The organism is Streptomyces sp. NPDC007164 (assembly GCF_040634135.1).
Lineage (GTDB): Bacteria > Actinomycetota > Actinomycetes > Streptomycetales > Streptomycetaceae > Streptomyces > Streptomyces sanglieri.
Genome location: NZ_JBEYFB010000010.1, coordinates 1 through 24,591, shown reverse-complemented (window position 1 = coordinate 24,591; position 24,591 = coordinate 1). Strand labels below are relative to the sequence as shown.

The 24,591-nt window shown below is 70.7% G+C and carries 25 protein-coding genes; 11 read left to right on the top strand and 14 right to left on the bottom strand.

What is annotated here, in order from left to right:
* Positions 1–70 precede the first annotated feature (70 nt).
* From ABZ622_RS15720 to ABZ622_RS15685, 8 genes are all read left to right on the top strand, one after another.
* Positions 71–895, top strand: a complete 825-nt coding sequence (locus tag ABZ622_RS15720; protein ID WP_360543341.1) for a helix-turn-helix transcriptional regulator — start codon at positions 71–73, stop codon at positions 893–895.
* The gene (locus ABZ622_RS15715) at positions 892–1,143 is read left to right on the top strand and encodes a DUF397 domain-containing protein (protein WP_360543339.1); all 252 of its coding nucleotides are present in this window, start codon (positions 892–894) and stop codon (positions 1,141–1,143) included. Before ABZ622_RS15720 ends, ABZ622_RS15715 begins: the two co-directional genes overlap by 4 nt.
* A 30-nt stretch (positions 1,144–1,173) precedes the next feature.
* A complete protein-coding gene (locus ABZ622_RS15710; RefSeq protein ID WP_360543337.1) occupies positions 1,174–1,836 on the top strand; it encodes a 1,4-alpha-glucan branching protein in 663 nt (220 codons plus the stop codon).
* Positions 1,837–1,887: 51 nt separating this feature from the next.
* Entirely contained in the window at positions 1,888–2,679 is a 792-nt protein-coding gene (locus ABZ622_RS15705; protein ID WP_360543335.1) for a DUF4253 domain-containing protein, read from the top strand.
* Between the two features lie 71 nt (positions 2,680–2,750).
* A complete protein-coding gene (locus tag ABZ622_RS15700; RefSeq protein WP_360543333.1) occupies positions 2,751–3,113 on the top strand; it encodes a DUF983 domain-containing protein in 363 nt (120 codons plus the stop codon).
* Positions 3,114–3,138: 25 nt separating this feature from the next.
* On the top strand, positions 3,139–3,597 hold the full coding sequence (locus ABZ622_RS15695) for a hypothetical protein (RefSeq protein ID WP_360543331.1): 459 nt from the start codon (positions 3,139–3,141) through the stop codon (positions 3,595–3,597).
* 102 nt (positions 3,598–3,699) lie between these two features.
* The gene (locus tag ABZ622_RS15690; protein WP_360543329.1) at positions 3,700–5,685 is read left to right on the top strand and encodes a transglycosylase domain-containing protein; all 1,986 of its coding nucleotides are present in this window, start codon (positions 3,700–3,702) and stop codon (positions 5,683–5,685) included.
* Between the two features lie 184 nt (positions 5,686–5,869).
* Positions 5,870–7,150 carry a choice-of-anchor A family protein gene (locus ABZ622_RS15685; protein ID WP_360543327.1) on the top strand — a complete coding sequence of 427 codons (1,281 nt, stop codon included), beginning with the start codon at positions 5,870–5,872 and terminating at the stop codon, positions 7,148–7,150.
* Positions 7,151–7,217: 67 nt separating this feature from the next.
* Here the strand turns inward: ABZ622_RS15685 and hemB are convergent, their stop codons facing one another.
* The 6 genes from hemB to ABZ622_RS15655 all read right to left on the bottom strand — a co-directional run bounded on the left by hemB (position 7,218) and on the right by ABZ622_RS15655 (position 13,811).
* Positions 7,218–8,213, bottom strand: coding sequence for a porphobilinogen synthase (gene hemB / locus ABZ622_RS15680; protein WP_360543325.1), 996 nt, complete (start codon positions 8,211–8,213; stop codon positions 7,218–7,220).
* A 136-nt stretch (positions 8,214–8,349) separates the two neighbouring features.
* Positions 8,350–10,020: a bifunctional uroporphyrinogen-III C-methyltransferase/uroporphyrinogen-III synthase gene (locus tag ABZ622_RS15675; protein WP_360543323.1), complete on the bottom strand. Its 1,671-nt coding sequence runs from the start codon at positions 10,018–10,020 to the stop codon at positions 8,350–8,352.
* A complete protein-coding gene (hemC, locus tag ABZ622_RS15670; protein ID WP_360543321.1) occupies positions 10,017–11,003 on the bottom strand; it encodes a hydroxymethylbilane synthase in 987 nt (328 codons plus the stop codon). Before hemC ends, ABZ622_RS15675 begins: the two co-directional genes overlap by 4 nt.
* On the bottom strand, positions 11,000–12,499 hold the full coding sequence (locus tag ABZ622_RS15665) for a glutamyl-tRNA reductase (RefSeq protein ID WP_360543319.1): 1,500 nt from the start codon (positions 12,497–12,499) through the stop codon (positions 11,000–11,002). Before ABZ622_RS15665 ends, hemC begins: the two co-directional genes overlap by 4 nt.
* Entirely contained in the window at positions 12,496–13,263 is a 768-nt protein-coding gene (locus ABZ622_RS15660; protein ID WP_124722649.1) for a redox-sensing transcriptional repressor Rex, read from the bottom strand. Before ABZ622_RS15660 ends, ABZ622_RS15665 begins: the two co-directional genes overlap by 4 nt.
* 272 nt (positions 13,264–13,535) lie before the next feature.
* On the bottom strand, positions 13,536–13,811 hold the full coding sequence (locus ABZ622_RS15655; RefSeq protein ID WP_360543316.1) for a glutaredoxin family protein: 276 nt from the start codon (positions 13,809–13,811) through the stop codon (positions 13,536–13,538).
* A 147-nt stretch (positions 13,812–13,958) separates the two neighbouring features.
* Between ABZ622_RS15655 and ABZ622_RS15650 the strand changes: the two genes are divergently transcribed.
* The 3 genes from ABZ622_RS15650 (at position 13,959) to ABZ622_RS15640 (ending at position 17,463) form a co-directional block, all read left to right on the top strand.
* A complete protein-coding gene (locus tag ABZ622_RS15650; RefSeq protein ID WP_360543315.1) occupies positions 13,959–14,912 on the top strand; it encodes an HAD-IB family hydrolase in 954 nt (317 codons plus the stop codon).
* Between the two features lie 359 nt (positions 14,913–15,271).
* A complete protein-coding gene (locus ABZ622_RS15645; RefSeq protein ID WP_351265330.1) occupies positions 15,272–16,048 on the top strand; it encodes an ECF subfamily RNA polymerase sigma factor, BldN family in 777 nt (258 codons plus the stop codon).
* A gap of 224 nt (positions 16,049–16,272) precedes the next feature.
* A complete protein-coding gene (locus tag ABZ622_RS15640) occupies positions 16,273–17,463 on the top strand; it encodes a DUF5667 domain-containing protein (protein ID WP_360543314.1) in 1,191 nt (396 codons plus the stop codon).
* 105 nt (positions 17,464–17,568) lie between these two features.
* Here the strand turns inward: ABZ622_RS15640 and ABZ622_RS15635 are convergent, their stop codons facing one another.
* From ABZ622_RS15635 to ABZ622_RS15600, 8 genes are all read right to left on the bottom strand, one after another.
* Positions 17,569–18,633 (bottom strand): lysophospholipid acyltransferase family protein, encoded by a 1,065-nt coding sequence (locus ABZ622_RS15635; RefSeq protein WP_360543312.1) that lies wholly within the window; start codon positions 18,631–18,633, stop codon positions 17,569–17,571.
* A 15-nt stretch (positions 18,634–18,648) separates the two neighbouring features.
* Complete coding sequence (locus tag ABZ622_RS15630; RefSeq protein ID WP_360543310.1) at positions 18,649–19,743, bottom strand: NAD-dependent epimerase/dehydratase family protein; 1,095 nt, start codon at positions 19,741–19,743, stop codon at positions 18,649–18,651.
* Positions 19,744–19,954: 211 nt separating this feature from the next.
* Positions 19,955–20,053, bottom strand: coding sequence for an AURKAIP1/COX24 domain-containing protein (locus tag ABZ622_RS15625; protein ID WP_003948845.1), 99 nt, complete (start codon positions 20,051–20,053; stop codon positions 19,955–19,957).
* Between the two features lie 110 nt (positions 20,054–20,163).
* Positions 20,164–20,376, bottom strand: coding sequence for a helix-turn-helix domain-containing protein (locus ABZ622_RS15620; protein ID WP_014046653.1), 213 nt, complete (start codon positions 20,374–20,376; stop codon positions 20,164–20,166).
* A gap of 128 nt (positions 20,377–20,504) precedes the next feature.
* Positions 20,505–21,320 carry a phosphatase gene (locus tag ABZ622_RS15615; protein WP_360543308.1) on the bottom strand — a complete coding sequence of 272 codons (816 nt, stop codon included), beginning with the start codon at positions 21,318–21,320 and terminating at the stop codon, positions 20,505–20,507.
* 121 nt (positions 21,321–21,441) lie between these two features.
* Positions 21,442–22,614, bottom strand: coding sequence for an acetoin utilization protein AcuC (locus ABZ622_RS15610; RefSeq protein WP_360543306.1), 1,173 nt, complete (start codon positions 22,612–22,614; stop codon positions 21,442–21,444).
* A complete protein-coding gene (locus tag ABZ622_RS15605) occupies positions 22,583–23,788 on the bottom strand; it encodes an MFS transporter (RefSeq protein WP_360543304.1) in 1,206 nt (401 codons plus the stop codon). The genes ABZ622_RS15610 and ABZ622_RS15605 overlap by 32 nt, the downstream gene beginning before the upstream one ends.
* A 42-nt stretch (positions 23,789–23,830) precedes the next feature.
* Entirely contained in the window at positions 23,831–24,475 is a 645-nt protein-coding gene (locus tag ABZ622_RS15600; protein WP_360543302.1) for an HAD family hydrolase, read from the bottom strand.
* Positions 24,476–24,591 lie beyond the last annotated feature (116 nt).

Below are 24,591 nucleotides of genomic sequence, written 5' to 3'. Positions count from 1 at the left end.
GCACCCGTACAGATTTCTTGTACGGGTCGTACGCGCGTGACGCGGGCGCGCACGTGGAAGTTCGCTCCGTATGCACCCCGGAAAGCGGAAGCGCAAGAACGCGTCGGCAATGAAACTCGTGGGCAGACTGGTCGCCGTCTTCCGCAGGGCGGCCGGCCTGACCCAGTCCCAACTCGCGGGCCTGGTGGGCCACCAGGTCGAGACGATCGCCTCCATCGAGCAGGGCCGACGCGCCCTGCTGCCCGACCTCGCCGCCAAGCTGGACGAACGGCTGGACACCAAGGGCGCGTTGCAGGAGGCAGTGGCACACATGCCGGAGATCGACCTGATCCCGGCGTGGGCGGAGGAGTACTTGGAACTGGAGTGGGAGGCCCTGGCACTGTGCTTCTTCGCCAACCAGGTCCTGCCCGGTCTGCTCCAGACCGAGAACTACGCACGTGCCGTGTTCGACAGCCGAGTTCCCACGTTCAGCAGGGAGGAGATCGACGCACACGTGGACAAACGGCTGGAGCGTCAGGAAATCCTGCGCCGCGAAGTGCCACCGACCACCAGCTTCGTCATCTCCGAGGCCATTGTCCGAGACCGCCTCGGGGGCGATGAGGTGTACCGGGAAACCCTGCACCGTCTTCGGCACTGCGCCGGCCTGCCGGGCATCTCCCTCCAGGTCATGCCGCTGGGTCGAACGACTCACGCGGCGCTCGACGGGCCGTTCATCCTGCTGGAAACGCCGGACTATCAACGCGTCGCGTACACCGAAACTCAGCGCGGCAGCCAGCTCATCTCCAACCCGGACGAGATCAGCATCCTCGCCCAGAGATATGCGATGCTGCGGACGCAGGCTCTCAACGCCGAGGAAACGAAGGGCCTGTTGGACCGGCTGCTAGGAGAGTTATGAGCACCGCACGAGAGTGGTTCAAGTCCAGCTACAGCGGCAGCGAAGGCGGGGCCTGCCTCGAAGTCGCCTACGACTGGCAGAAGTCGAGCTACAGCGGCAGCGACGGCGGCGAATGCGTCGAGGTCGCCGCCCACACCACCGCCATCCACATCCGCGACTCCAAGAACCCCGACGGCCCCATGCTCACCGTCGCCCCCACCACCTGGTCGGCCTTCGCCGGCTTCGCCGCCGCCCGGCGAACCGTCTGAGCCCACACCCGCAGGAGGAACCCCACCACCATGGCTGTCATCCACCGCACCACCCTGACGCCCACCAAGCTGGAACTCCTCACCACCTGGCTCCCGAAGCAGCCCTGGTACCGCGCCACCGGGCAGCAGCCCGAGCCGGCCAGGACCGGCGGATTCCGCCTGGACGACCCGGCGGGCGAGGTCGGGATCGAGTTCATGGTGGTCACCGACACGTCAGGGGCCGAACCGGTCACGTACCAAGTGCCGTTCAGCTACCGGGGCACCCCGCTCGCGGGCGCCGACGAAGCACTCATCGGCACCATGGAGCACGGGGTACTGGGGCAGCGCTGGGTGTACGACGGGGCGCACGACCCGGTCGTCGTGGCCCAGCTGTTCGCGCTCGTCGCCGGCGAGGCCGAGCCGCAGATGCAGAGCACGAGCCACACCCCGGACCCGTCCGTCACCGCCCGGCTCGACGCACCGGGCATCACGGCGGAGCTCGCCGCCTTCGCCACCACCGACGCCCCGGACGGCACGGCCATCCTGGTCACGACGGCACCCGACGGACGCCAACTGGCCCTCCACCTCAACCGCGTACTCCAGCCCGGCCGGAACGCGAACGGCCAGGCGCTCGGCCGCGTCACCGCGCCCGCACCGCTGCCCGACGGCACCCCGGCGCCCACCGAATTCGTCGTGGTTCACGCACACCCGTAGCCGAACCGCAGCGCCCGGCCGGTTGTCAGTGGCCGGGCCTACAGTTTGGTCATGGCGACGCTCCCGAACCCACTCCCGTCCCTGGCCACGTCAGGGCTCCAACTCCCGCCCGGCACACTGGTGGACGCCACGATCGACGGCACCTGGCACGAGCCGCTGCTCTGGTGCGCCGACGAGCCCGCGTCCCACGGCACATGGCGCACGCTGCGCGCGGCCGGGCGGGCAGTCGGCCTGCTTCCCGTACTGATCGACGGCGGCAGACGCGACGAGTGGCCCGAGGACTGGGACCTGACCCCGGACAGCACGTCGTACCCCGGCGATCACGACGCCGAGGAAGTGCTCAGCCAGTACTGGGAGGACTGCGCGCCCGAGGAGCTCGACGCCGCCGAGGGCGACTGGCCGGGTCTGGCCCCCGTCCCGGCCGCCGAGGGACAGGACACCCCCGACGACCTGGCGGCCGCGATCGCCGAGGAGTGCGTCGGCCCGGACGGCTGGTACCCCGGCACACGCGTGGCGCTCGTCCCGGCCCGGCGCAGCGCGGACATACCGGCGGCGATCGGCTGGTCGGGCCCGCTCAACTACGAGGAGGACACGGCCCGGCTCTCTGCCGTGCTCCGCTCCTGGGAGGACCGCTTCGGCATACGGGTCGTGGTGCTGGGATTCGACACCCTGACGGTCTCGGTCGGGCGCCCGCCCACCACCCTCCCGGAGGCCCGCGCGGTCGCCGCCGAGCACTTCGCGTTCTGCCCGGACAACATCAACCAGAGCCCGCCGTACGACCTGGACGTCTACGCGGAGAAGGCGGTGCTGGGGCAGGAGACCTGGTCCTTCTGGTGGGACTGACCCGAACCGGCCGGAGGCCCTGAGTACGGCAGCTCATGTGCCGCACCGGGGCTTCCGGTTGAATCGCACGCATGCCCGACAACATCACGGACGACGCCCCCGACAGCACCGACAGTGCCCGGCACACCTGGGTCGCCTCACTGATCTCCACGGTCGTCACGCTCCCGCTCGCGTTCTTCGCCCTGGTGTACAGCATGCTTTCGCCGATGACCTGCGACTCCTGCTCGGAGGCGGATGCCGACCGATTCGACGCCAGTTTCGGTCCGGCCTGGACGGTCTCCTGCTGCGGCCTGCTCCTGGCCCTGGTCATCCTGGTGGCGAGCTGGGTGTTCACCAGGCGCAGGCCACCGACCGCGATCGGCCTCGCCGTGGCCGCACCCGCCACCGTGTTCTTCACCTGGGTCGCCTTCATGACCCTGATCAACTGGCCCTGAGCCTTCGAGCGAAGGAACACCGCCCATGAACGCCGAGCCGGCCCAGGGCGACGCCGCCCGCGCCGACCGCGCCGACCACCTCGCCCGTCTCGTCGAGGAGTTCCGCGCCCTGCCGGCCGACAACGACAGGAAACGCGAGATCATCGCCGAACTGGACGACAACGCGGCCGCGGGGCCGTTCCTCGTCTCGGTGGTCGCCGACGCCGGCGAGTACGACCTGGCCCGCACCGAGGCCGCCACCGTCCTGCGCCTGTGGCCCCCGACCGACCCGGACCTGCGCCACCGCGCGGGCAGGGCCCTGCTGGCGGCGCTGAACGACCCCGAGGAGGATCTGGTGCGCCAGTACGCGGCGATGGCGCTCGGCCCCTACGCCTCGGACGACCCGGCGGTCACCGAGGCCCTGACCGCCGCCGGAGGGGACGAGGAGGACCCCCTCGTCCAGGCCTGCGCGAGAGCCGCCCTGGAAGAGGCGGGCCTCGCCTGAGCACACCCGGACGGGCTTCGAGACAACCCGATCGCAATCCGGAACATCCTCTCTCACAAGCCCCGCGCCACCGGTACGGGACGGTGAACGAGGAGCTGGACCATGGCCCGAAGCCCCATCCGCGCGATCCGCGCGATCCGCCCCGTCCGCGCGATCCGCCATCGCAGACCCGGTGCCGACGGTCCCCGCCGGGGGAAACGTACTTGGCGCCGCTGGATCCCTTCGTGGCGGCAGGCCCTGAGCGGGGCCGTACTCGGACTCGTCGCGTCGGCCGGCCTGTTCGCCGTGGTGTACGCGTCCGTCGACATCCCGAACGAGAACGACGAGGCGCGCAGGCAGGGCACCGTCTACTACTGGGCGGACGGCAGCCAGTTGGTGAGCGTGGGCGCGGTCAACCGGCAGAACGTCACACTCGCCGACATACCCGATTCGGTGGAGAACGCGGTCATCGCCGCCGAGAACGAGACCTTCTACTCCGACCCGGGGGTATCGGCGACGGGCATCGCCCGCGCGGCCGTGAGCATCGTCAAGGGCGGTGAGACCCAAGGCGGCTCCACCATCACCCAGCAGTACGTGAAGAACACCTATCTCAGCCAGGAGCAGTCGGCCACCCGGAAGTTCAAGGAATTCTTCATCTCGCTGAAGCTGAACAACAAGCAGAGCAAGAAGGAGATCCTCCAGGGGTATCTGAACACCAGTTGGTTCGGGCGTGGCGCCTACGGCATCCAGGCGGCGGCGAACGCGTACTACGGAATCCCCGCGAAGGACCTCGACCCCGGTCAGGCGGCGCTGCTCGCGTCCCTGCTCAAGGGGGCGGAGCAGTACGACCCCGCGGGCGGCAAGGGCAACCACGAACGCGCCGTCGACCGCTGGGAGTGGATCCTCGACCGGCAGGTGGAGATCGGGACGATGACGAAGGCCGAGCGGGCCGCGTACCAGAAGTTCCCCGAGCCGAAGCCTGCCGCGAAGCCGACCAGCCTCGGCGGTCAGACCGGCTATCTCGTCGACATCGCCAACAAGGACATCAAGAAGCGTTCGGGCCTCACCGACAAGGACCTCTTCCGGGGCGGCTACCGGGTGCACACCACCTTCGACAAGGCCAGGGTGGGGCAGCTGGAGCGGGCCGTGCGCAGTGTGCGCCGGCGCGACCTCGACCCCAAGAAGCGTTCCGAGGACAAGTACGTCGAGGTCGGCGCCGCATCCGTGCGGGCCGACGGGGCCGTGGTCGCGGTGTACGGCGGAGCCGACGCGGTCACCCACTTCGCCAACAACGCCGACACCGCGGGTGTCCCCGTCGGTTCGGCCTTCAAGCCCTTCGTGCTGGCCGCCGCCCTTCAGCACGGCGACGGGATCTCCCTGGACAGCGGCTACGACAGCGGGGGGCGCCTGATCAAGAACGGCCCGTACACGGCGCTCCCCACCCCGTCGGGTGCCGGTCCCGGCCGGGCGATGGTCACCGCGCCGACGCCCCTGCGCGACGCTCTGATCAAGTCGTCCAACGCCACCTTCACGCTGCTCGGCAAGGACATCGGGCTGAAGAAGGTGAAGGAACTGGCGGTGTCGGCCGGACTGCACAAGGAGAGCCTGGCCCGTCTGGACAGGTCCTTCCCCCTCGGCACGTCCACACCGAGCGCGGTCAGGATGGCGGACGCGTACACCGCCTTCAGCAACGAGGGCATGAGGGCCGATCCCTACTCGGTGACCAGGATGACCCGGGACGGCGAGACGGTGGAGGGCTTCGGGAAGCCCGAGCCGCGACGCGCGATGGACGCCTCGGTGGCCAACGATGTCAACAACACCCTGGGGATGGTGGCCTGGACGCGGCTGGGCCAGGACGGGAAGCTCGCCACGTTCGCCAGGAGCAGGGCCGCCGACGGCCTCTCGGCGGGCGCGACCGGCGAGGACGACCGGATGAAGTCGGCCTGGTTCATCGGCCACACCGAAGGGCTGACCACGGCCGTCACGATGTTCCGCAACAAGCCGGGCACCCCTCAACTGCTGGGAATGCAGGGGGTGGGCGGGCTCGACTCGCAACGCGGCAATGTCTTCCCGCTCCGGATCTGGAACGCCTACGTCACGGGGAAGTAGGCCCACGGGGCAGGGGCCGACAGCGGCCTGGGGCCGAGAACCGACAGCGGCACGGGGCCGGAACTGACGACCGGACAAAGCAGCACCTCGCGCATTGGTCTTGACCAATCTCCTATTGTGTGAAGACTATGGCCGAAGCCGCCACAGAATCTTTACAAGCACCTCCGCTGGAGAAACACGCCCCATGCGCATATCCACCACCACAACCGCCGCCGCTTCCGCAGTGCTCGGCGGAGCCCTCGTCCTCGGCCTGACGGCCGTCCCGGCCGCACAGGCCGCACCCGCCGCCGACGCGGCGGCCTGCACCACCGACGCCTTCGGAATCGCCGGAAAGTACGGCGAGTTCGTCCTCGGTGACGACGTCCACACCCCCGACGCGGAAGGCGCGGTGGCCGTAGGTGGCAACGCCGACTTCCGCGGCGGCTTCAGCGCCGCCAACGAACTGACGGCCGCCGAGGTCGACGCCCTGCCCGGCCGGGCGTCCCTCGTCGTCCGCGGCGACCTGCTCAACGGCAGTTCCGTCACCGCGGTGATGAAGGGCAACGCGGCCGTCGGCGGCAAGGTCAGCGACCGCGCCCTCGAAATGCACTCCGGCACCTTCAGCAAGAACGCCGGGCTGATCGACTTCGACGCCGAGTTCGGCAAGCTCCGGTCCTACTCCGCCGCACTGGCGAAGGAACCCTCGACCACCGGCACCGAAGTGGAACTGACCGGCAGCAAACTCACCCTGGAGGGCGGGAACACCAGCCGCAACATCTTCGAGGTGACGGCCGAACAGCTCGAAGGCGCCAAGGACGTCTACCTCAAGGTCCCCGCCGGCGCCACCGCGATCGTCAACGTCAGCGGCACGACGTACGACATGGCCAAGGCCGGCACCACCGGCTTCTTCCTCTCCGGCGGCCAGGACTACGTGCTGGACGACAAGCTCCAGAGCGCCTCCGACGGCAAGGTCCGCTCCCGCCTGCTGTGGAACTTCCCCGACGCCACCGCGGTCACCAAGAGCAGCCAGGCCGCCTGGCCCGGCAGTGTGCTGGCCCCCAAGGCGCATCTGGAGCTGGGCACCGGCGCCCCCGTCAACGGCTCGGTCTGGGTCGCCTCGCTGCACGGCTCGGGCGGCGCGGAGACGCACCACTTCCCCTTCACCGGCTGCCTCCCGGAGACCGGCGAGACCCCGCCCCCGGCCACCCCGACCCCGGGCAACACCCCCGGCACCACACCGCCGGTGACCGGCACGCCCTCCGCCCCGGCGAGCACACCGCCGGCGAGCGGCACCCCGTCCGACAGCCCGTCCGAGTCCGCACCCGCCACCCCGGCCCCGTCGCAGAGCACACCCGGCGGCAAGGACGGCGACCTGGCCTCGACCGGCAGCAGCGGCACCGTCCCGCTGGCCATCGGCACCGTCGTGGTGCTCGCCGCGGGCGCCGGCCTGACCGTGGCGGCCCGCCGCCGCTCCAAGCGGGCCTGACGCGAAAGGGCGCCTGTGGGAACCCCGCACACACGGAAATCCCACAGGCGCCCCGGCGCCTGCCCGACTACGCGGAGAGCCGCCGCGCGACCTCCGTCGCCCAGTACGTCAGGATCATCTGCGCACCCGCGCGCCGGATCCCGGTCAGGCTCTCCAGGATCGCCGCGTCCCGGTCGATCCAGCCCTTCTCCGCGGCGGCCTCGATCATCGCGTACTCACCGCTGATCTGGTACGCCGCGACCGGCACGTCCACCGATTCGGCGACCTTCGCGAGGACGTCCAGGTACGGACCGGCCGGCTTCACCATGACCATGTCGGCGCCCTCCGCGAGGTCGAGCGCCAGCTCGCGCAGCGACTCGCGGGCGTTCGCCGGGTCCTGCTGATACGTCCGGCGGTCGCCCTTGAGCGAGGAGCCGACCGCCTCCCGGAACGGTCCGTAGAACGCCGAGGCGTACTTCACCGTGTAGGCGAGGATCGAGACGTCCTCGTGGCCCGTCTGGTCGAGCGCGTCGCGAATGACACCGACCTGGCCGTCCATCATGCCGCTGGGGCCCACCACATGGGCGCCCGCGTCGGCCTGGACCTGGGCCATCTCGGCGTACCGCTCCAGCGTCGCGTCGTTGTCGACCCGGCCGTCCTCGGTCAGCACACCGCAGTGGCCGTGGTCGGTGTACTCGTCCAGGCACAGGTCGGACATGATGACGAGATCGTCACCGACCTCCGCGCGCACCGCGCGCAGCCCGGCCTGGAGGATGCCGTCCGGGTCGGTGCCCGCCGTGCCCCGACCGTCCTTCTTCTCGTCCGTGGGAACGCCGAAGAGCATGATCCCGGAGACCCCGGCCGACACCGCCTCGACGGCGGCCTTCCGCAGGGTGTCCAGGGTGTGCTGCTGCACGCCGGGCATGGTCGAGATGGCGACCGGGGCGTCGATGCCCTCGCGCACGAACGCGGGCAGGATCAGATTCGCCGCGTCGAGCCGTGTCTCGGCGACCATCCGCCGCATCGTCGGGGTCGTCCGCAGCCGCCGGGGGCGGGAGCCGGGGAAGTTTCCGTACACAGTCATCCTTCGAGATTAGACCCGTACACATCACCGTCTTACCGACACCCGTGCCGGGAAAGAAGCGCGAAACGGGCAGGGGCCCGGCCGCCGAAGCGACCGGGCCCCTCACACACTCCGCCACACACTCCGAACGCGCGGCTCAGGTCGTCGTACGACGCCGCCGCGCACCCGGACGCCGCTCGCTCGGCCGCGTCACCGGGTCACCGGCCTCCTTCGCCGCCTCCCGGCGCCGCGCGCCGAACTCGGCGAGCGCCTCGGCCAGCTTGTGCACCGAGGGCTCCGGGGACAGGACGTCGACCCGCAGGCCGTGCTCCTCGGCGGTCTTCGCCGTCGCCGGGCCGATACACGCGATCACCGTCACGTTGTGCGGCTTGCCCGCGATGCCGACCAGGTTCCGCACGGTCGACGACGAGGTGAAGAGCACCGCGTCGAAACCGCCGCCCTTGATGGCCTCACGCGTGTCGGCGGGCGGCGGCGAGGCGCGGACCGTGCGGTACGCGGTGACGTCGTCGACCTCCCAGCCCAGCTCGATGAGCCCGGCCACCAGCGTCTCGGTGGCGATGTCGGCGCGCGGCAGGAAGACCCGGTCGATCGGGTCGAAGACCGGGTCGTACGGCGGCCAGTCCTCCAGCAGACCGGCGGCGGACTGCTCACCGGACGGCACCAGGTCCGGCTTCACACCGAAGTCGACGAGCGCGGCGGCGGTCTGCTCGCCCACGGCCGCGACCTTGATCCCGGCGAAGGCACGGGCGTCGAGCCCGTACTCCTCGAACTTCTCCCGGACGGCCTTCACCGCGTTCACGCTGGTGAAGGCGATCCACTCGTAGCGGCCCGTGACCAGGCCCTTGACCGCGCGCTCCATCTGCTGGGGCGTACGGGGCGGCTCGACGGCGATCGTCGGGACCTCGTGCGGCACGGCACCGTAGGAACGGAGCTGGTCGGAGAGCGAAGCGGACTGCTCCTTCGTACGCGGTACGAGCACCTTCCAGCCGAACAGCGGCTTGGACTCGAACCACGCGAGCTGGTCGCGCTGGGCGGCGGAGCTGCGCTCACCGACCACGGCTATGACGGGCCGGTGGCCCTCCGGCGACGGCAGCACCTTCGCCTGCTTCAGGATCTGGGCGATCGTCCCGAGGGTCGCCGTCCAGGTGCGCTGGCGGGTCGTCGTACCGGCGACCGTCACGGTCAGCGGGGTGTCGGGCTTGCGGCCCGCCGAGACCAGCTCACCGGCGGCCGCGGCCACCGAGTCGAGCGTCGTCGAGATGACGGCCGTGGCATCACTCGCGCCGACCTCGGTCCAGCAGCGGTCGGAGGCGGTACGGGCGTCCACGAACCTGACGTCCGCGCCCTGCGCGTCACGCAGCGGCACACCGGCGTACGCGGGCACACCCACGACGTTGGCGACGCCCGGCACGACCTCGAAGGGGATGCCGGCGGCGGCGCAGGCGAGCATCTCGGCACCCGCGTTCCCGTCCAGTCCCGGGTCGCCCGAAACGGCACGGACGACCCGCCTGCCGCCCCTCACCGCCTCCATGACAAGATTGGCCGCGTCCCTGAGAACGGGAACACCGGCGGCTGCTGACTGCGCGTCAACAACCGTCAGCTCAGGTGTGCTTACGCTTGCCCGCGCATGGCAGCGAACGACGCCGAGGACGTCCGGCTCGGCGACAAGGACGTCCGCGCTCGCAAGCGCCTCGACGGCGCGCAGAGTCAGCAGTCCCGGGTCGCCGGGACCGGCGCCGAGGAAGGTGACGTGCCCTTGTGCGGACAGGGCCGGAAAGTCGGATGCGGCGGGGCCGGTGGGGCTCAAAGTGCTCGCTCCCCCATAAGACCGGCCGCACCCTTGGCAAGCATCTCGGCCGCGAGCTCGCGACCGAGGGCCGCCGCGTCGTCCTGCGACGTGGGAACGGGACCGGTGGTGGACAGCTGCACCAGCGAGGAACCGTCGGTGGAACCGACGACTCCGCGCAGGCGCAGTTCGTTGACAGCCTGTCCGTCGACCAGGAGATCGGCCAGCGCACCCACAGGTGCGGAGCAGCCGGCCTCCAGGGCGGCGAGCAGGGCACGCTCGGCGGTCACGGCGGCCCGGGTGTACGGGTCGTCGAGCTCGGCGAGCGCTGCGGCGAGGTCGGCGCTGGTCTCAGCGCACTCGATCGCCAGTGCTCCCTGGCCGGGAGCGGGCAGGACGGTGTCGACCGACAGGAAATCGGTCACCTCACCGGTCCGGCCGAGGCGGCTGAGCCCGGCCGCGGCGAGTACCACCGCGTCCAGCTCACCGCTCCGGACAAATCCGATACGCGTATCGACGTTCCCCCGGATCGCCACGGTCTCGATGTCGAGGCCGTGGTTACGGGCGTACGCATTGAGCTGCGCCATGCGGCGCGGCGAACCGGTACCGATGCGGGCGCCGGACGGCAGCTGCTCGAAGGTCAGCCCGTCCCGCGCCACCAGTACGTCGCGCGGGTCCTCGCGCACCGGCACGGCGGCCAGCACGAGGCCCTCGGGCTGCGCGGTCGGCAGGTCCTTGAGCGAGTGGACGGCGAAGTCCACCTCACCGCGCAGCAGCGCGTCGCGCAGCGCCGCGACGAACACACCGGTGCCGCCGATCTGCGCGAGGTGCTCCCGCGAGGTGTCGCCGTACGTGGTGATCTCGACGAGCTCGACGGCGCGCCCGGTCACCTCGCCGACCGCGTCGGCGACCATGCCGGACTGCGCCATGGCGAGCTTGCTGCGGCGGGTGCCCAGCCTCAGCGGCTTGTCGGCCCCCGCGACCGGGGTTGAGTTGTCGGTCATGACCGCCCTCGATTCGGGTCGTTCAGGTCTGCCCGGGAGACGGCGGCGACCGTCTGCGGGTCGAGGTCGAAGAGTTCCCGCAGCGCATCGGCGTACCCGGCGCCGCCGGGCTCGCTGGCGAGCTGCTTGACCCGCACGGTGGGCGCGTGCAGGAGTTTGTCGACGACGCGGCGCACGGTCTGCGTGATCTCGGCGCGCTGCTTCTCGTCCAGGTCGGGGAGGCGTCCGTCGAGCCGCGCGATCTCGCCCGCGACCACTCCCGCGGCCATCGTGCGCAGCGCGACGACGGTCGGGGTGATGTGGGCGGCGCGCTGGGCGGCACCGAAGGCGGCGACCTCGTCGGCGACGATGGTGCGCACCTGGTCCACATCGGCGGCCATCGGGGCGTCCGCGGACGCCTCCGCGAGCGACTCGATGTCGACGAGGCGCACACCGTCGAGCCGGGCGGCCCCGCCGTCGATGTCACGCGGCATCGCGAGGTCGAGCAGGGCCAGGCGTACGGGGCCGGCGCCCTGGGCGGGCACGGTGGCCCGGCGGACCGCCTGGCGCACCGCACCGGCACTGCCGTTCTCCACCCAGGCGGCGTGCCGGTCGGCGTCGGCCGGGGCGGGAGCGGGCACCGCGGGCGCGGTCGGCGTCTCGACGGCGTCGTCGACGTCCAGTCCGAGCGCGGTGGCGACGGCCTCCGCGGTCAGCACCAGACCGGTCGCACCGGTGCAGGAGACGACGACATCGGCACGTGTCAGTTCGTCGCGGACCGCGGCCATCTCCACGGCACGGGCGGCCACGCCGGTGCCCGGGGGCTGGACCAGGATCTCGACGAGCCGGTCGGCGCGGGCCCGGGTCCGGTTGGCGACGACGATCTCGGCGACACCGGTACGGGCCAGGGTGGCGGCGGCGAGCGAGGACATCGAGCCCGCGCCGATCACCAGCGCGCGCTTGCCCGCGGCCCAGCCCGCGACGTCCGCACCGGCCGCGAGCTGTTCGAGACCGAAGGTGACGAGCGACTGCCCGGCCCGGTCGATCCCGGTCTCGCTGTGGGCCCGCTTGCCGACCCGCAGGGCCTGCTGGAACAGGTCGTTCAGCAGCCGGCCGGCGGTGTGGAGCTCCTGCCCCAGCGCCAGCGCGTCCTTGATCTGGCCGAGGATCTGGCCCTCGCCGACGACCATCGAGTCCAGCCCGCACGCCACCGAGAAGAGGTGGTGGACGGCCCGGTCCTCGTAGTGCACATAGAGATACGGAGTGAGCTCCTCCAGCCCGACGCCGCTGTGCTGGGCGAGGAGCGTGGACAGCTCGGCGACGCCCGCGTGGAACTTGTCCACGTCGGCGTACAGCTCGATGCGGTTGCAGGTGGCCAGCACGGCGGCCTCGACCGCGGGCTCCGCGGCGAGCGTGTCCTGGAGCAGCTTGGCCTGCGCCTCGGCGGGCAGCGAGGCCCGCTCCAGTACGGAGACCGGGGCGCTGCGGTGGCTCAGTCCTACGACGAGGAGACTCATGCCGGCATCACGGCGGGCATGTCCCCGTCGGGTCCCTTCCGGCTGCCGGAGGCCGAGCGCACCGGGGGTGCGGCCGGGTCCGGGCTGCTCTCGGTGGTGTCCTCGCCGGCCTTGCGCTGCTCGTGGAAGGCGAGGATCTGGAGCTCGATGGAGAGGTCGACCTTGCGGACGTCGACGCCGTCGGGCACGGACAGCACGGTCGGCGCGAAGTTCAGGATGGAGGTGACGCCCGCGGCGACGAGCCGGTCGCAGACCTGCTGCGCGGCACCGGCCGGGGTCGAGATGACACCGATCGACACGCCGTTGTCGCCGACGATCCGCTCCAGTTCGTCGGCGTGCTGCACGGGGATGCCCGCGACCGGCGTTCCGGCCATCGCGGGGTCGGCGTCGATCAGCGCGGCGACCCGGAAACCGCGGGAGGCGAAGCCGCCGTAGTTGGCGAGCGCGGCGCCGAGGTTACCGATACCGACGATCACGACCGGCCAGTCCTGGGTGAGCCCGAGTTCGCGGGAGATCTGGTACACGAGATACTCGACGTCGTAGCCGACGCCGCGCGTCCCGTACGAGCCGAGGTAGCTGAAGTCCTTGCGCAGCTTGGCGGAGTTGACCCCCGCCGCCGCGGCGAGTTCCTCGGACGAGACCGTGGGTACCGAGCGCTCGGAGAGCGCGGTCAGTGCGCGCAGATACAGCGGAAGTCGGGCGACGGTGGCCTCGGGAATTCCTCGGCTACGGGTCGCCGGTCGGTGAGTTCGGCCAGTTGCCACGGTGCTCCTGCGGGATGAGCGGGGCTGCAGGCGGCCGTATTTCCCAAGACCGCCCCGTCGAATGCAGGCTATGTCTTTGTGAACGCGTGCACAAAGATAGTGTCCGTTTTGTCCGGTCAAAGTGACCGGGGTCACGCACATTCGTCGCGCGATCCCGGAACCAAGGATCGCATCAGCCCGTTGCGGGCCCGAAGGGGGCAATGCGGCACACACTCCTCACAGCCACTCCCCCGAGAGCACTCAAAACGCCCACGATGGTAACCGCCTTTCGCTCACGACCCCAGTGCCGTGCGCAGCCTCGCCGGATCCACCCGCCAGAACGTGTGCTGTTCGTCGTCGATCAGCACCACCGGAATCTGCTCCCAGTACTCCCGGTACAGCTCCTCGTCCACGGTGATGTCCTTCTCCTCCCAGGACGCGCCGGTCTCCTCGCACACCTCCCGCACCACCCGCCTCGCGTCGTCACAGAGGTGACACCCGGGCTTCCCGACCAGGGTCACCACGCGGTCCGCGGGCTTCTTCTTCGTACGTCGAAACAAGGCACTCATGCCTTCATTCTGCGCCGGGAGGGAAGCTGTTCCCCTCTTGATCCGGTACGCCCGGAATCACCCGTTCACCAGATCGGCGGCCGAGAGTTCACGCCGCGGCATCCCGGCAGGTCGGGAAGGGACGAACCGACTGGCTATGCTCACGACATGGCCGCTCTTGGATGGCTCACACCCCGTAGGCGCCCCGCGACAGCACGGAGCGTGCTGGCCGGCGAGGCAGCAGCTGAGGCAGCGCGGAAATCCACCCTCCCCGACGATCAGCCCCCCGGCACCGAGCAGGACGCCGCCGCGAAGGCGGAGGCCGAGGAGGCGCCCTTCCCCGTCGTCGGCGACGAACGGGCCGCCGCCTTCTTCGACCTGGACAACACCGTCATGCAGGGCGCGGCGATCTTCCACTTCGGCCGCGGCCTGTACAAGCGGAAGTTCTTCCAGCGCCGCGAGCTGACCCGGTTCGCCTGGCAGCAGGCCTGGTTCAGACTGGCGGGCGTCGAGGACCCGGAACACATGCAGGACGCCCGCGACAGCGCCCTGTCCATCGTCAAGGGCCACCGGGTCTCCGAGCTGATGTCCATCGGCGAGGAGATCTACGACGAGTACATGGCCGACCGCATCTGGCCCGGCACCCGGGCCCTCGCCCAGGCCCACCTCGACGCCGGGCAGCGCGTCTGGCTGGTCACCGCGGCCCCGGTGGAGACCGCCACGATCATCGCCCGCCGGCTCGGCCTGACCGGCGCGCTCGGCACGGTCGCCGAATCCGTCGGCGGCGTCTACACCGGCCGGCTGGTCGGCGAGCCGCTGCACGGCCCCGCGAAGGCCGAGGCGGTCCGCGCCCTGGCCGCCGCCGAGGGCCTGGACCTCGACCGCTGCGCGGCGTACAGCGATTCGCACAACGACATCCCGATGCTGTCCCTGGTCGGACACCCGTACGCGATCAACCCGGACGCCAAGCTCCGCAAGCACGCCCGCGCGCTCGACTGGCGACTGCGGGACTACCGGACGGGCCGCAAGGCGGCCAAGGTCGGCATCCCGGCCGCGGCCGGCGTCGGCGCGATCGCGGGCGGCACCGCCGCCGCCGTCGCCCTGCACCGCCGCCGCCGCTGACCCGGGCCGTCCCGCCCGGCCCCGCCCGGGGCCGGATCGGCACGCCCGGACCCCGCCGGCCGATCGGAACACCCTACCCACCGACCGCTCCGGCCAGTCGCGTTGCTCGCACACGACCACAACCCGTCGCCCCGACAGGCAGATAGCGAAGTAATTCGATCAATAAGCGGTCACGATGTGCTACTTGATGCGTCGTTTAGTCGCTACAGAAGCGACGTAATCGATGATTTGAGCAACTGGGTGTAGCACTGCCTGTACGAAGCGTTATTCTCCTCAGACGCATTCCGGAACCCACCACTCACTACGACGAGTGGCGGTTTCGCACTGAACGTGATGGAAGCTCTGCCTCTGGGAGTCCCGTGTACCCACACGTCGGGGTTGACGCCTCGGGCCTGGCTACGCTGCGCGCAACGGTCGCCGACCGCTTGCGCGGCTTCGTCCCCACCGCGTACGCCGTACCCGCATTTGCCACCCCTGCACCTGCCGGCCCCTGCTACGCCCTGGCCGAACGCAGTGCGGCGGTCGGAAGACGCAGCAACCGCGGCGCAACGACCACGTCCACCGTTCGTCGGCCGACCGCCGACAGCGACAGCGCGCGCATGATGGATCTCGTCGAGCGCGCGCAGGCCGGCGAGGCCGACGCCTTCGGCCGCCTCTACGACCAGTACAGCGACACCGTCTACCGATACATCTACTACCGCGTGGGCGGCAAGGCGACGGCGGAGGACCTCACCAGTGAGACCTTCCTGCGCGCCCTGCGCCGCATCTCCACGTTCACCTGGCAGGGCCGTGACTTCGGCGCCTGGCTGGTCACCATCGCCCGCAATCTGGTCGCCGACCACTTCAAGTCCAGTCGCTTCCGACTGGAAGTGACCACCGGCGAAATGCTCGACGCCAACGAGGTCGAGCGCAGTCCCGAGGACTCCGTCCTGGAGTCCCTCTCCAACGCCGCGCTGCTCCAGGCCGTGCGCCGGCTCAACCCCCAGCAGCAGGAGTGCGTGACCCTGCGCTTCCTGCAGGGCCTCTCGGTCGCCGAGACCGCCCGGGTCATGGGCAAGAACGAGGGCGCGATCAAGACCCTTCAGTACCGCGCCGTCCGTACGCTGGCCCGGCTCCTCCCGGACGATGCCCGCTGATCACACCCCCGGCCGAGTCACTCTCGGCGACACCCCCATCACACACTGGTCCGATCATCCTTCGTGCGTAACCCAAGTGCCGCGCCCCTCGTTGTGCCGGTTGCAGGCCCCCTGTCGTCACCCCATGTCCGCCGACACTCACTCATTCGTGTGGAAGCGCTCAAGGTGTGCAACCTTCCGGACCCCAGGGGAGTCGACCGTCATGACGAGAGGAGGTGCCGCCAGTGATCGCAAACGTTTCGGCACACCGGCGGGCGAACGCCTTCGCCCAGGCCCTGGAGGAGCAGTCGCTCCGCGGTGCGGCGGCCGCACAGCCCGAGGAACCGGCCGAACCGGCCGACCACGGACCGTTGCTGGCCCTGGCGAACGGCCTCGGTGAGGTACCGAGGCCGGAGTTGGATCCCGAGGTCAAAGTGGTGCAGCGAGCCCAGCTCGTCGCCGCCATGGAGGCCATGTTCACCCAGGGCGGTGCGTCCGCGGGCCCTACGGTGCCCGAACAGCGGGCCAAGGGAGCCCACCGGGCCTCCCCGCTCCGGAAATTGCGTCCGCGTTCGCGCTGGACGAAGGGGCTCGCGGCCGGCGGGCTCACCGTCGGTGTGGCGGCGGGCGCCTTCGGCGGAGTGGCCGCTGCCAGTTCCGACGCCCTGCCGGGTGATTCGCTGTACGGGCTCAAGCGCGGCATGGAGGACATCCACCTCGGCATGGCCAGCGGCGACGCCGACCGCGGCGAGGCCTACCTCGACCAGGCGTCCACCCGGCTCAGCGAGGCCCGCCGCCTGATGGAGCGCGCCCGCTCCGGCCACCTGGACCACGAACAGCTCGGCGAGATCAGGCGCACGCTCAACGGCATGACGCACGACGTCGGCGAGGGCCACCGCCTGCTCCACTCCGCCTACCGGCAGAACGGCGCCATCGGCCCCATCCAGACCCTGGACTCCTTCTCCCGCTCGCACCGCGACAGCTGGAGCAGCCTCCGCGACCGGCTCCCCGTACAGCTGACGGACGTCGGTGACCAGGTCAGCTCGGTCTTCGACGCCATAGACCAGGAAGTCCAGCCGCTCCAGTCACTGCTGCCCCGCACCCCGGACAGCAGCGGCGACGCCCGGCGCCCGGGCACCGCGGACCGGGACACCCGCCCCTCGCACACCGCCCCCTCCGCGCCCACGTCGCCGGAAGCCTCCCAGGGCCGCACGGGCGACAGCGCCTCGCCCCACCCCTCGGGTTCGGGCAGCGCCTCGTCCGAGGGCCTGATCAGCGGCACGGACGGCCTGTTCGGCACCCCGCCCCCCGGCACCGTCCCGCCCGCCGACGGCCGGGTCAGCACCCCGCCCACCCCGGACGTGACCCTCCCGCCGCTCCTCCCCGGCCTCCTGCCGGGCCTGGGGATCAATGGCGAGGACCTGAAGAACGACTAGCGCCACCTCATACGCGGAGGGGGACGGACTCGTCGAGTCCGTCCCCCTCCGCGTACCGGCACGCCCGTGCGTACCGGCACCGTCCTCGGAAGAACACCGAGCGCCTCAGAAGAACACCGAGCGCCGCTGCACCAGCAGCCGGTACAGCGTGTGCTGGATCTGCTCCCGCACCTGATCGGTCAGGTTGAACATCAGCATCGGGTCCTCCGCCGCCTCCACCGGATACCCGTCGGTGGAGATCGGCTCCCCGAACTGGATCGTCCACTTCGTCGGCAGCGGCACCGCCCCGAGCGGCCCGAGCCACGGGAACGTCGGCGTGACCGGGAAGTACGGGACGCCCAGCAGCCGCGCCAGCGTCTTCGAGTTGCCGATCATCGGGTAGATCTCCTCCGCCCCCACGATCGAGCACGGAATGATCGGCACCCCGGCCCGCAGCGCCGTGGACACGAAGCCGCCCCGCCCGAAGCGCTGCAACTTGTACCGCTCCCCGAACGGCTTCCCGATGCCCTTGAACCCCTCCGGCATCACCCCGACGACCTCGCCGCGTCGCAGCAGCCGCTCCGCGTCCTCCGCACAGGCCAGCGTGTGCCCGGCCTTGCGGGCCAGCTCGTTCACCACCGGCAGCATGAAGACGAGATCGGCGGCGAGCAGCCGCAGATGCCGGCCGGCCGGATGGTTGTCGTGCACCGCGACCTGGAGCATCAGCCCGTCCAGCGGCAGCGTCCCCGAGTGGTTGGACACGATGAGCGCCCCGCCCTCGGAGGGGATGTTCTCGATGCCCTTCACCTCGACCCGGAAGTACTTCTCGTACACCGGCCGGAGCATCGACATCAGGACCTGATCGGTCAGCTCCTCGTCGTACCCGAACTCGTCGACGTCGTACTCACCGGTGACCCGCCGCCGCAGGAACGAGAGCCCGCCGGCGATCCGCCGGTCCCAGCCGCCCCGCCCGTCGGACTCCACGCCCCCCTGCCCGGCCCGCTGAGGCTCCTGGGGCTGGTTCGAGGCGTCCTGCTGCCCGGGCAGGGCGCTCACGGCCGCGGTCCCCACCGGGGAGGCCGCCGTGGGCCCCCGGCCGCCGCCCCCCGAGGGCCGGCGCCGTGCGGGGCGCGCCGAACCGCCCGTCCGCGAACGGTCGTCGTCGAACGGAATGACCTTGGCATCCGCCATCGTCGGTGCGCTCCTCTACCTGGCGCTGGGGGTCGGCTCGGTGTCGCCGGCCCCGGTGATCCCCGCGGCATCGCCGCCCGCCACGGCGAACGGCATCGCGGCCAGTCGGTCGACAGCCCTGCCCACCGCCTCGGGCGGCAGCAGTCCGGGCCCCTGACTGCCGGCGAACTCCGCGAACGTCTCCGCGGTACTGAACCGGGGGTGGAAGCCGAGGGTCTCGCGCATCTGCACGGTGGAGACCACCCGGCCGTGGGTGAGCAGCCGGATCTGCTCCGGCGAGAAGTCCGTCATGCCGACCGTACGCAGCGCCTGGCCGACCCAGGTGACCGCGGGCAGCAGCAACGGCATCGTCGGCCGCCCCAGCCGCCGCGAGCACTGCGAGAGCAACAGCACCCCGTCCCCGGCGATGTTGAACGTGCCGCTGTTCAGCGTCCCGCGCCGCGGCTCACCGGACGCGAGGCCCAGGACGTCGACGACATCGTCCTCGTGCACGAACTGGAGCCTCGGGTCGTATCCGAACACCGTCGGCAGCACGGGCAGCGACAGATAGTCGGCCAGCGGCGAATCGGCCTGCGGTCCGAGGATGTTCGCGAACCTGAGCACGCACACGGCGACATCCGGCCTGCGGCGCGCGAAGCCCCGTACGTACCCCTCGACCTCCACCGTGTCCTTGGCGAAGCCCCCGCTGGGCAGCGACTTGGGCGGGGTGGTCTCGGTGAAGACCGCCGGGTCGCGGGGCGCCGAGCCGTACACGTTCGTACTGGACTTGACCACCAACCGCCGCACGCCGGCCGCCTTCTGGCAGGCGCCGAGCAGTTGCATGGTGCCGATGACGTTGGTCTCCTTGACCGTCGTCCGGCCGCCCGTGCCGACCGCCTTGGCCGAGACGTCCAGATGCACCACCGTGTCGACGGAGTGCTCGGCGAGGACTCTCGCGATCGCGGGCTGGCGGATGTCCGCCGTCACGAAATCGGCGTCGCCCAGCCCGTGTCCGGGCGCGACCGCGTCGACGGCGATCACCCGGTCCACACCCGGATCACGCTGGATGCGCCGCACGAAGCGGCCGCCCAGCTGCCGGGCCGCTCCCGTGACCAGCACGACCTTCCCCAAGATCAGCGCCCTCCGTCGAAAGGTTTCCCCTGGCCGTCACCGTAGCGGGTGGATGCTGCCCTGTGATGACCGCGCGGCGGCCTTCCTCCATGTCTTTGGCCCGAATGCGGGCGGACCGCCGGCGCGACCGCCGAAGCGACTGCCCCCACAACGCACCGCAGCCCTCCCACCGGACCGGCGGGAGGGCTGCGGATTCACGAACAGCGTTCGCTTACTTCTTGTTGCGACGCTGAACGCGCGTGCGCTTGAGCAGCTTGCGGTGCTTCTTCTTGGCCATCCGCTTGCGCCGCTTCTTGATAACAGAGCCCACGACTACCCTCGCTCACTTCTTCTTCACTGGTGCGGGGCGTCTGGGCCCACACGACCTACGTCGGCCTAGCCTACCCGCCAGCGCGTGAGGGGCGTAATCCGAGGTGAACCTCAGGCGGACTCCACCCCCACAAAAGACTCGCGGAGATACTCGTGAACCGCTTGCTCCGGAACCCGGAAGGACCTGCCCACCCGGATCGCCGGCAGATGACCGCTGTGCACCAAGCGGTACACGGTCATCTTCGACACTCTCATGACCGAGGCGACTTCCGCCACGGTCAGAAACTTGACCTCGTTGAGAGGCCTCTCGCTGCCAGCAGCCATGACCCACCTGTACCTTCCGCACGAGACGCCCACCGGCTTCCCCTCCGGTGACTCTTCGTCGTTGTGCGCTCACTCCCCAGATTAGGGGCGGGTGATGCGAGTGGGGAAGAGGTGAGACGATCGGCCGCCTACCGTGACAGAAACGCCCGATTGAGTACATAGCGCGTCAGCGGCCGGTAGTACGCGGACGGCACCCCGTCGTCGAGCGGCACGGCGACCGCCACCCGCCCCTCGGCCTCTCCGACGAACAGCGCGGGATCGTCCGTATCGGCGAGACCGATCGTCTCAATGCCCAGCTGACCTGCCCCGCAGACCCAGCCGTGGTCCCCGACGACCAGTTCCGGCAACCGTCCCCGACCCTCCGCCGCCGCCTCCAGGACGACCCTGACCGGCAGCGGGGAATGGGTGTGTGCGCCGGTGTCACCACCGTGCGACCGCACGCCGGGTTCGCGCACCATCGCGACTCCCCGTACGTAGTCGAGGCTGCACGTGCGTACGCCGAACCGGGTCGTTATGTCGATACATCGCCCCTGCGCGGGGGTGAGTACGGAACACCCCGCCGCCGACATGGCGTCTGCCAGCGCTGCGTAGAAACCGAGCAGCCGGTGCGGATGACCGGTCCCGAACAGCACCGGCGCCCGCCGGACCGCGGCATACGAGAGCCGCTCGGCAAAAGCGTCCAGACCTGCCAGAGTCCGCTCCGGATCGATCACATCCGGCCCCGTGACATGAGCGGGATCGTCCGAGACCCCGCACCTGTCGGCCATCAGCCGGAGCAGATCCCGCTCCGCCCAGCCACGCCCGGGGTCGAGACCGAGCGTCACCCGCGGATCCCGGGCCGCGAAGAGCCGATAACTCCGCAGACTCACCTCCCGCGAGGTGGCCACGGGCCCGGCCAGCCGGGCCGCCAGCAGATGCGCACGCAGCGCTCCGGTGCTCAACACCCCACCGATGCTCCCCCAGTCACCCGGCCGGGGGGCCGGAAGCCCGGTTACGCCCCACAGTTGGCGTAACCATTACGCGCCACCGCCGGAAACGGCCGCACCACGACCGCCCCCGCCCGCCTCAGGTCAGCAGCCCCCGCAAGGGGAACGCCGCCCGCCGCGTCGCCAGCACCGCCTGGTCCAGCCGGTCCGCGGGGTCGTACCCCTCCTCCCACGACTTCCAGGAAGGCGTACGGCCGTCCGTCATCCGGGCCGGCCCCAACTGCCGCGTCCGGGCGTAGACCTCGTCCCGCCACGACGACGGAATCACCGACTCCGGGTCCACCGGCGCGTGCGCGGCGATCCCCACCAGATGCGTCCAGGACCGCGGCACCACATCGACCACCGCGTAGCCGCCCCCGCCGAGGGCCACCCAGCGACCGCCCTCCGCGTACTCATGGGCGAGGTCGTGACAGGCCGACATCACCGCGCGCTGCGCGTCCAGCGACACCGCGAGATGGGCGAGCGGATCCTCGAAATGCGTATCGGCCCCGTGCTGGCTCACCAGCACCTGCGGCCGGAAGTCCGCCAGCAGCTCCGGCACCACCGCGTGGAACGCCCGCAGCCACCCCGCGTCCCCCGTACCGGCCGGCAGCGCCACATTCACCGCACTGCCCTCACCCGCCCCGGAGCCGGTCTCCTCCGGCCAGCCGGTCTGCGGGAAGAGCGTCCGCGGGTGCTCGTGCAGCGAGACGGTCAGGACCCGCGGGTCCTCCCAGAACGCCGCCTGCACCCCGTCCCCGTGGTGCACATCCACATCGACGTACGCGACCCGCTCGGCACCCAGCTCCAGCATCCGCGCGATGGCGAGCGCCGGGTCGTTGTAGACGCAGAACCCCGCCGCGCCGCCCGGCATCGCGTGGTGCAGCCCGCCCGTGAAATTCACGGCGTGCGCGGTGTCCCCGCGCCACACCGCCTCGGCCGCCGCCACCGACTGCCCGGCGATCAGCGCCGAGGCCTCGTGCATCCCGGCGAACGCCGGATCGTCCACGGTCCCGAGCCCGTACTTCTGATCGGCGTGCTTCGGATCAGCCGAGGCGGCCCGCACTGCGGCCACATAGTCCTCGCGGTGCACCAGCCGCAGCGTGGAATCCCCGGCGGGCTTGGCCGCGACCGCGTCCACCGCGCCGTCGAGCCCGAACGCCCGGACCAGCCCCATCGTCAGGGCGAGCCTGACGGGGTCCATCGGATGACTTTCCCCGAAGTCGTATCCCGTTACTGCGTCATCCCACATCAACTGTGCGCGGCCGCTCATGCCCGCCACCGTATCGGGCGGACTCCGTGCCGAACGACTTGGCGTACACCAGCGTCGCGAGCACCAGCACCATCGGTACGAGCATCGCCCCGCGGTAGCTCCAGGCGTCCCCGAGCGCCCCCACCAACGGCGATCCCACCAGGAATCCCACGTAGTTGAAGACGTTCAGCCGGGCGATGGCCGTATCGCTCGCCCCGGGGAACATCCGCCCGGCGGCGGCGAAGGTCTGTGGCACGATCACGCAGAGCCCGAGCCCCAGCATGGTGAACCCGAGCATCCCGGTCCACGCCCCACCGGCCACCGCCACCACGGCGAACCCGGCGGCGGCCAGCACACTCCCGAACCGCACCACGGCCACGGCCCCGAACCGCCGCACCCCGAGGTCCCCCACGGCCCGCCCCAGCAGGGTCGTCACCATGTAGACGTTGTACGGGACGGTCGACAGCTGCTCCGAGCTCCCCAGTACGTCCTGCAGATACTTGGCGCTCCAGTTGGAGACCGTCGAGTCCCCGATGTACGCGAAGCTCATCACCAGACAGAGCGGCATCAGCAGCTTGAAGGAGACCGAGGCCGCCCCCTTGCCCTGCGCCTCGCCCGCCGCCGGGTCCGGCTCCGCGCCCTCGGCGTACCACCGGCTCCCGATGAACGCGACGGGCAGCAGCACGGCGACCGCCGGCAGGTAGGAGACCAGCAGCGACAGGTCCCAGTGCGCCCCGGCCCAGGCCATGGACGCCCCGGCGATCCCGCCCAGGCTGTACGCGGCGTGGAACCCGAGCATGATGGATCGCCCGTAGGCCCGCTGGAGGCTGACGCCCATCATGTTCATGGAGGCGTCGAGCGCCCCGACGGAGAGCCCGAACACGCCCAGTGCCAGGGCCGCCTCCCACAGCGCGTTCCCGGCGCCGGCGCCGAGCAGCGCGAGCATCACGACGGGCTGTGCCCACCTGAGCACGACCCTGGGCCGCACCCGCACGACCACCTTCTCGGTGACCACGCTGCCGACCCCGGCCAGGATGGGCACCGCGGCCAGGAAGACGGGCAGCAGCCCGTCGGATATCCCGTACTGGTCCTGAATGGCGGGAATCCGCGTCACCAGCAGAGCGAAGGTGACTCCCTGCACGAAGAAACTCACCGCGAGGGAGGCCCTGCCGTGCCGCAAACGAGCATCTGTCATGGCCGCGAGCGTAAGGCCAGTTTCTACCCGTGGGTAGATGGATCAGGCCAGCAATTCCCGGAGTTGACCCATGTCCGAGAAGTGCCCGGTGACCCCGGAGAGACGGTCCGCCGGCATCATCGACGTAAACCCGTACACATCCATCCCGGCGGCCCTGGCCGCCTCCACTCCGAGCGGGCTGTCCTCGATGACGACGCAACGCTCGGGGGGCACGCCCATCCGCTCGGCGGCGCGCAGGAACAGGTCGGGCGCCGGCTTTCCCCGCCCGACATCCTCCGCGCTGAAGATCCACTCCTCTTCGAACCACTGGTCGAGCCCGGTCTTGCGATGCGCGACCCGGATCCGCTCGTGGCTGCTGGAGGACGCCACGCAGTACGGAATCCCGTCGGCCACGAGCTTGCCCAGTACGTCCTCGACCCCGGCCACCGGTTCCAGCTCCTGCTCGAATGCGGCGAAGATCCGTGAGTGGAGCGTCTCGTCGAAGTCCGCGGGCAGCTTCTCCCCGGTCCGTTCCTCGACGAGATCGTGCACCCGGTGCACGGCGGCCCCCATGTAGTCCCGAAGGCTCTCCTGGTACGAGGTGGGGTGCCCGAGCTCCGTGAGGTACTCGGCCAGGATGGTGTTGGAGATCGGCTCGCTGTCCACGAGCACACCGTCGTTGTCGAAGATGACCAGTTCGTAGCGCATGGTTCGAGCCTAGACGTTCGGAAACGCAGAAAAGCCCCGTGTCCACAAGGACACGGGGCTTTCCCGTAAAAGGAGTTCGGCGGCGTCCTACTCTCCCACAGGGTCCCCCCTGCAGT

Coding starts and splice junctions, on each gene's coding strand:
- ABZ622_RS15620 (WP_014046653.1), bottom strand. CDS start 20,376: ATGGCTGCTGGCAGCGAGAGGCCTCTCAACGAGGTCAAGTTTCTGACC.
- ABZ622_RS15695 (WP_360543331.1), top strand. CDS start 3,139: ATGAACGCCGAGCCGGCCCAGGGCGACGCCGCCCGCGCCGACCGCGCC.
- ABZ622_RS15720 (WP_360543341.1), top strand. CDS start 71: ATGCACCCCGGAAAGCGGAAGCGCAAGAACGCGTCGGCAATGAAACTC.
- ABZ622_RS15710 (WP_360543337.1), top strand. CDS start 1,174: ATGGCTGTCATCCACCGCACCACCCTGACGCCCACCAAGCTGGAACTC.
- ABZ622_RS15715 (WP_360543339.1), top strand. CDS start 892: ATGAGCACCGCACGAGAGTGGTTCAAGTCCAGCTACAGCGGCAGCGAA.
- ABZ622_RS15705 (WP_360543335.1), top strand. CDS start 1,888: ATGGCGACGCTCCCGAACCCACTCCCGTCCCTGGCCACGTCAGGGCTC.
- hemC (WP_360543321.1), bottom strand. CDS start 11,003: ATGACCGACAACTCAACCCCGGTCGCGGGGGCCGACAAGCCGCTGAGG.
- ABZ622_RS15685 (WP_360543327.1), top strand. CDS start 5,870: ATGCGCATATCCACCACCACAACCGCCGCCGCTTCCGCAGTGCTCGGC.
- ABZ622_RS15610 (WP_360543306.1), bottom strand. CDS start 22,614: ATGAGCGGCCGCGCACAGTTGATGTGGGATGACGCAGTAACGGGATAC.
- ABZ622_RS15655 (WP_360543316.1), bottom strand. CDS start 13,811: ATGAGTGCCTTGTTTCGACGTACGAAGAAGAAGCCCGCGGACCGCGTG.
- ABZ622_RS15690 (WP_360543329.1), top strand. CDS start 3,700: ATGGCCCGAAGCCCCATCCGCGCGATCCGCGCGATCCGCCCCGTCCGC.
- ABZ622_RS15605 (WP_360543304.1), bottom strand. CDS start 23,788: ATGACAGATGCTCGTTTGCGGCACGGCAGGGCCTCCCTCGCGGTGAGT.
- ABZ622_RS15600 (WP_360543302.1), bottom strand. CDS start 24,475: ATGCGCTACGAACTGGTCATCTTCGACAACGACGGTGTGCTCGTGGAC.
- hemB (WP_360543325.1), bottom strand. CDS start 8,213: ATGACTGTGTACGGAAACTTCCCCGGCTCCCGCCCCCGGCGGCTGCGG.
- ABZ622_RS15700 (WP_360543333.1), top strand. CDS start 2,751: ATGCCCGACAACATCACGGACGACGCCCCCGACAGCACCGACAGTGCC.
- ABZ622_RS15665 (WP_360543319.1), bottom strand. CDS start 12,499: ATGAGTCTCCTCGTCGTAGGACTGAGCCACCGCAGCGCCCCGGTCTCC.
- ABZ622_RS15650 (WP_360543315.1), top strand. CDS start 13,959: ATGGCCGCTCTTGGATGGCTCACACCCCGTAGGCGCCCCGCGACAGCA.
- ABZ622_RS15635 (WP_360543312.1), bottom strand. CDS start 18,633: ATGGCGGATGCCAAGGTCATTCCGTTCGACGACGACCGTTCGCGGACG.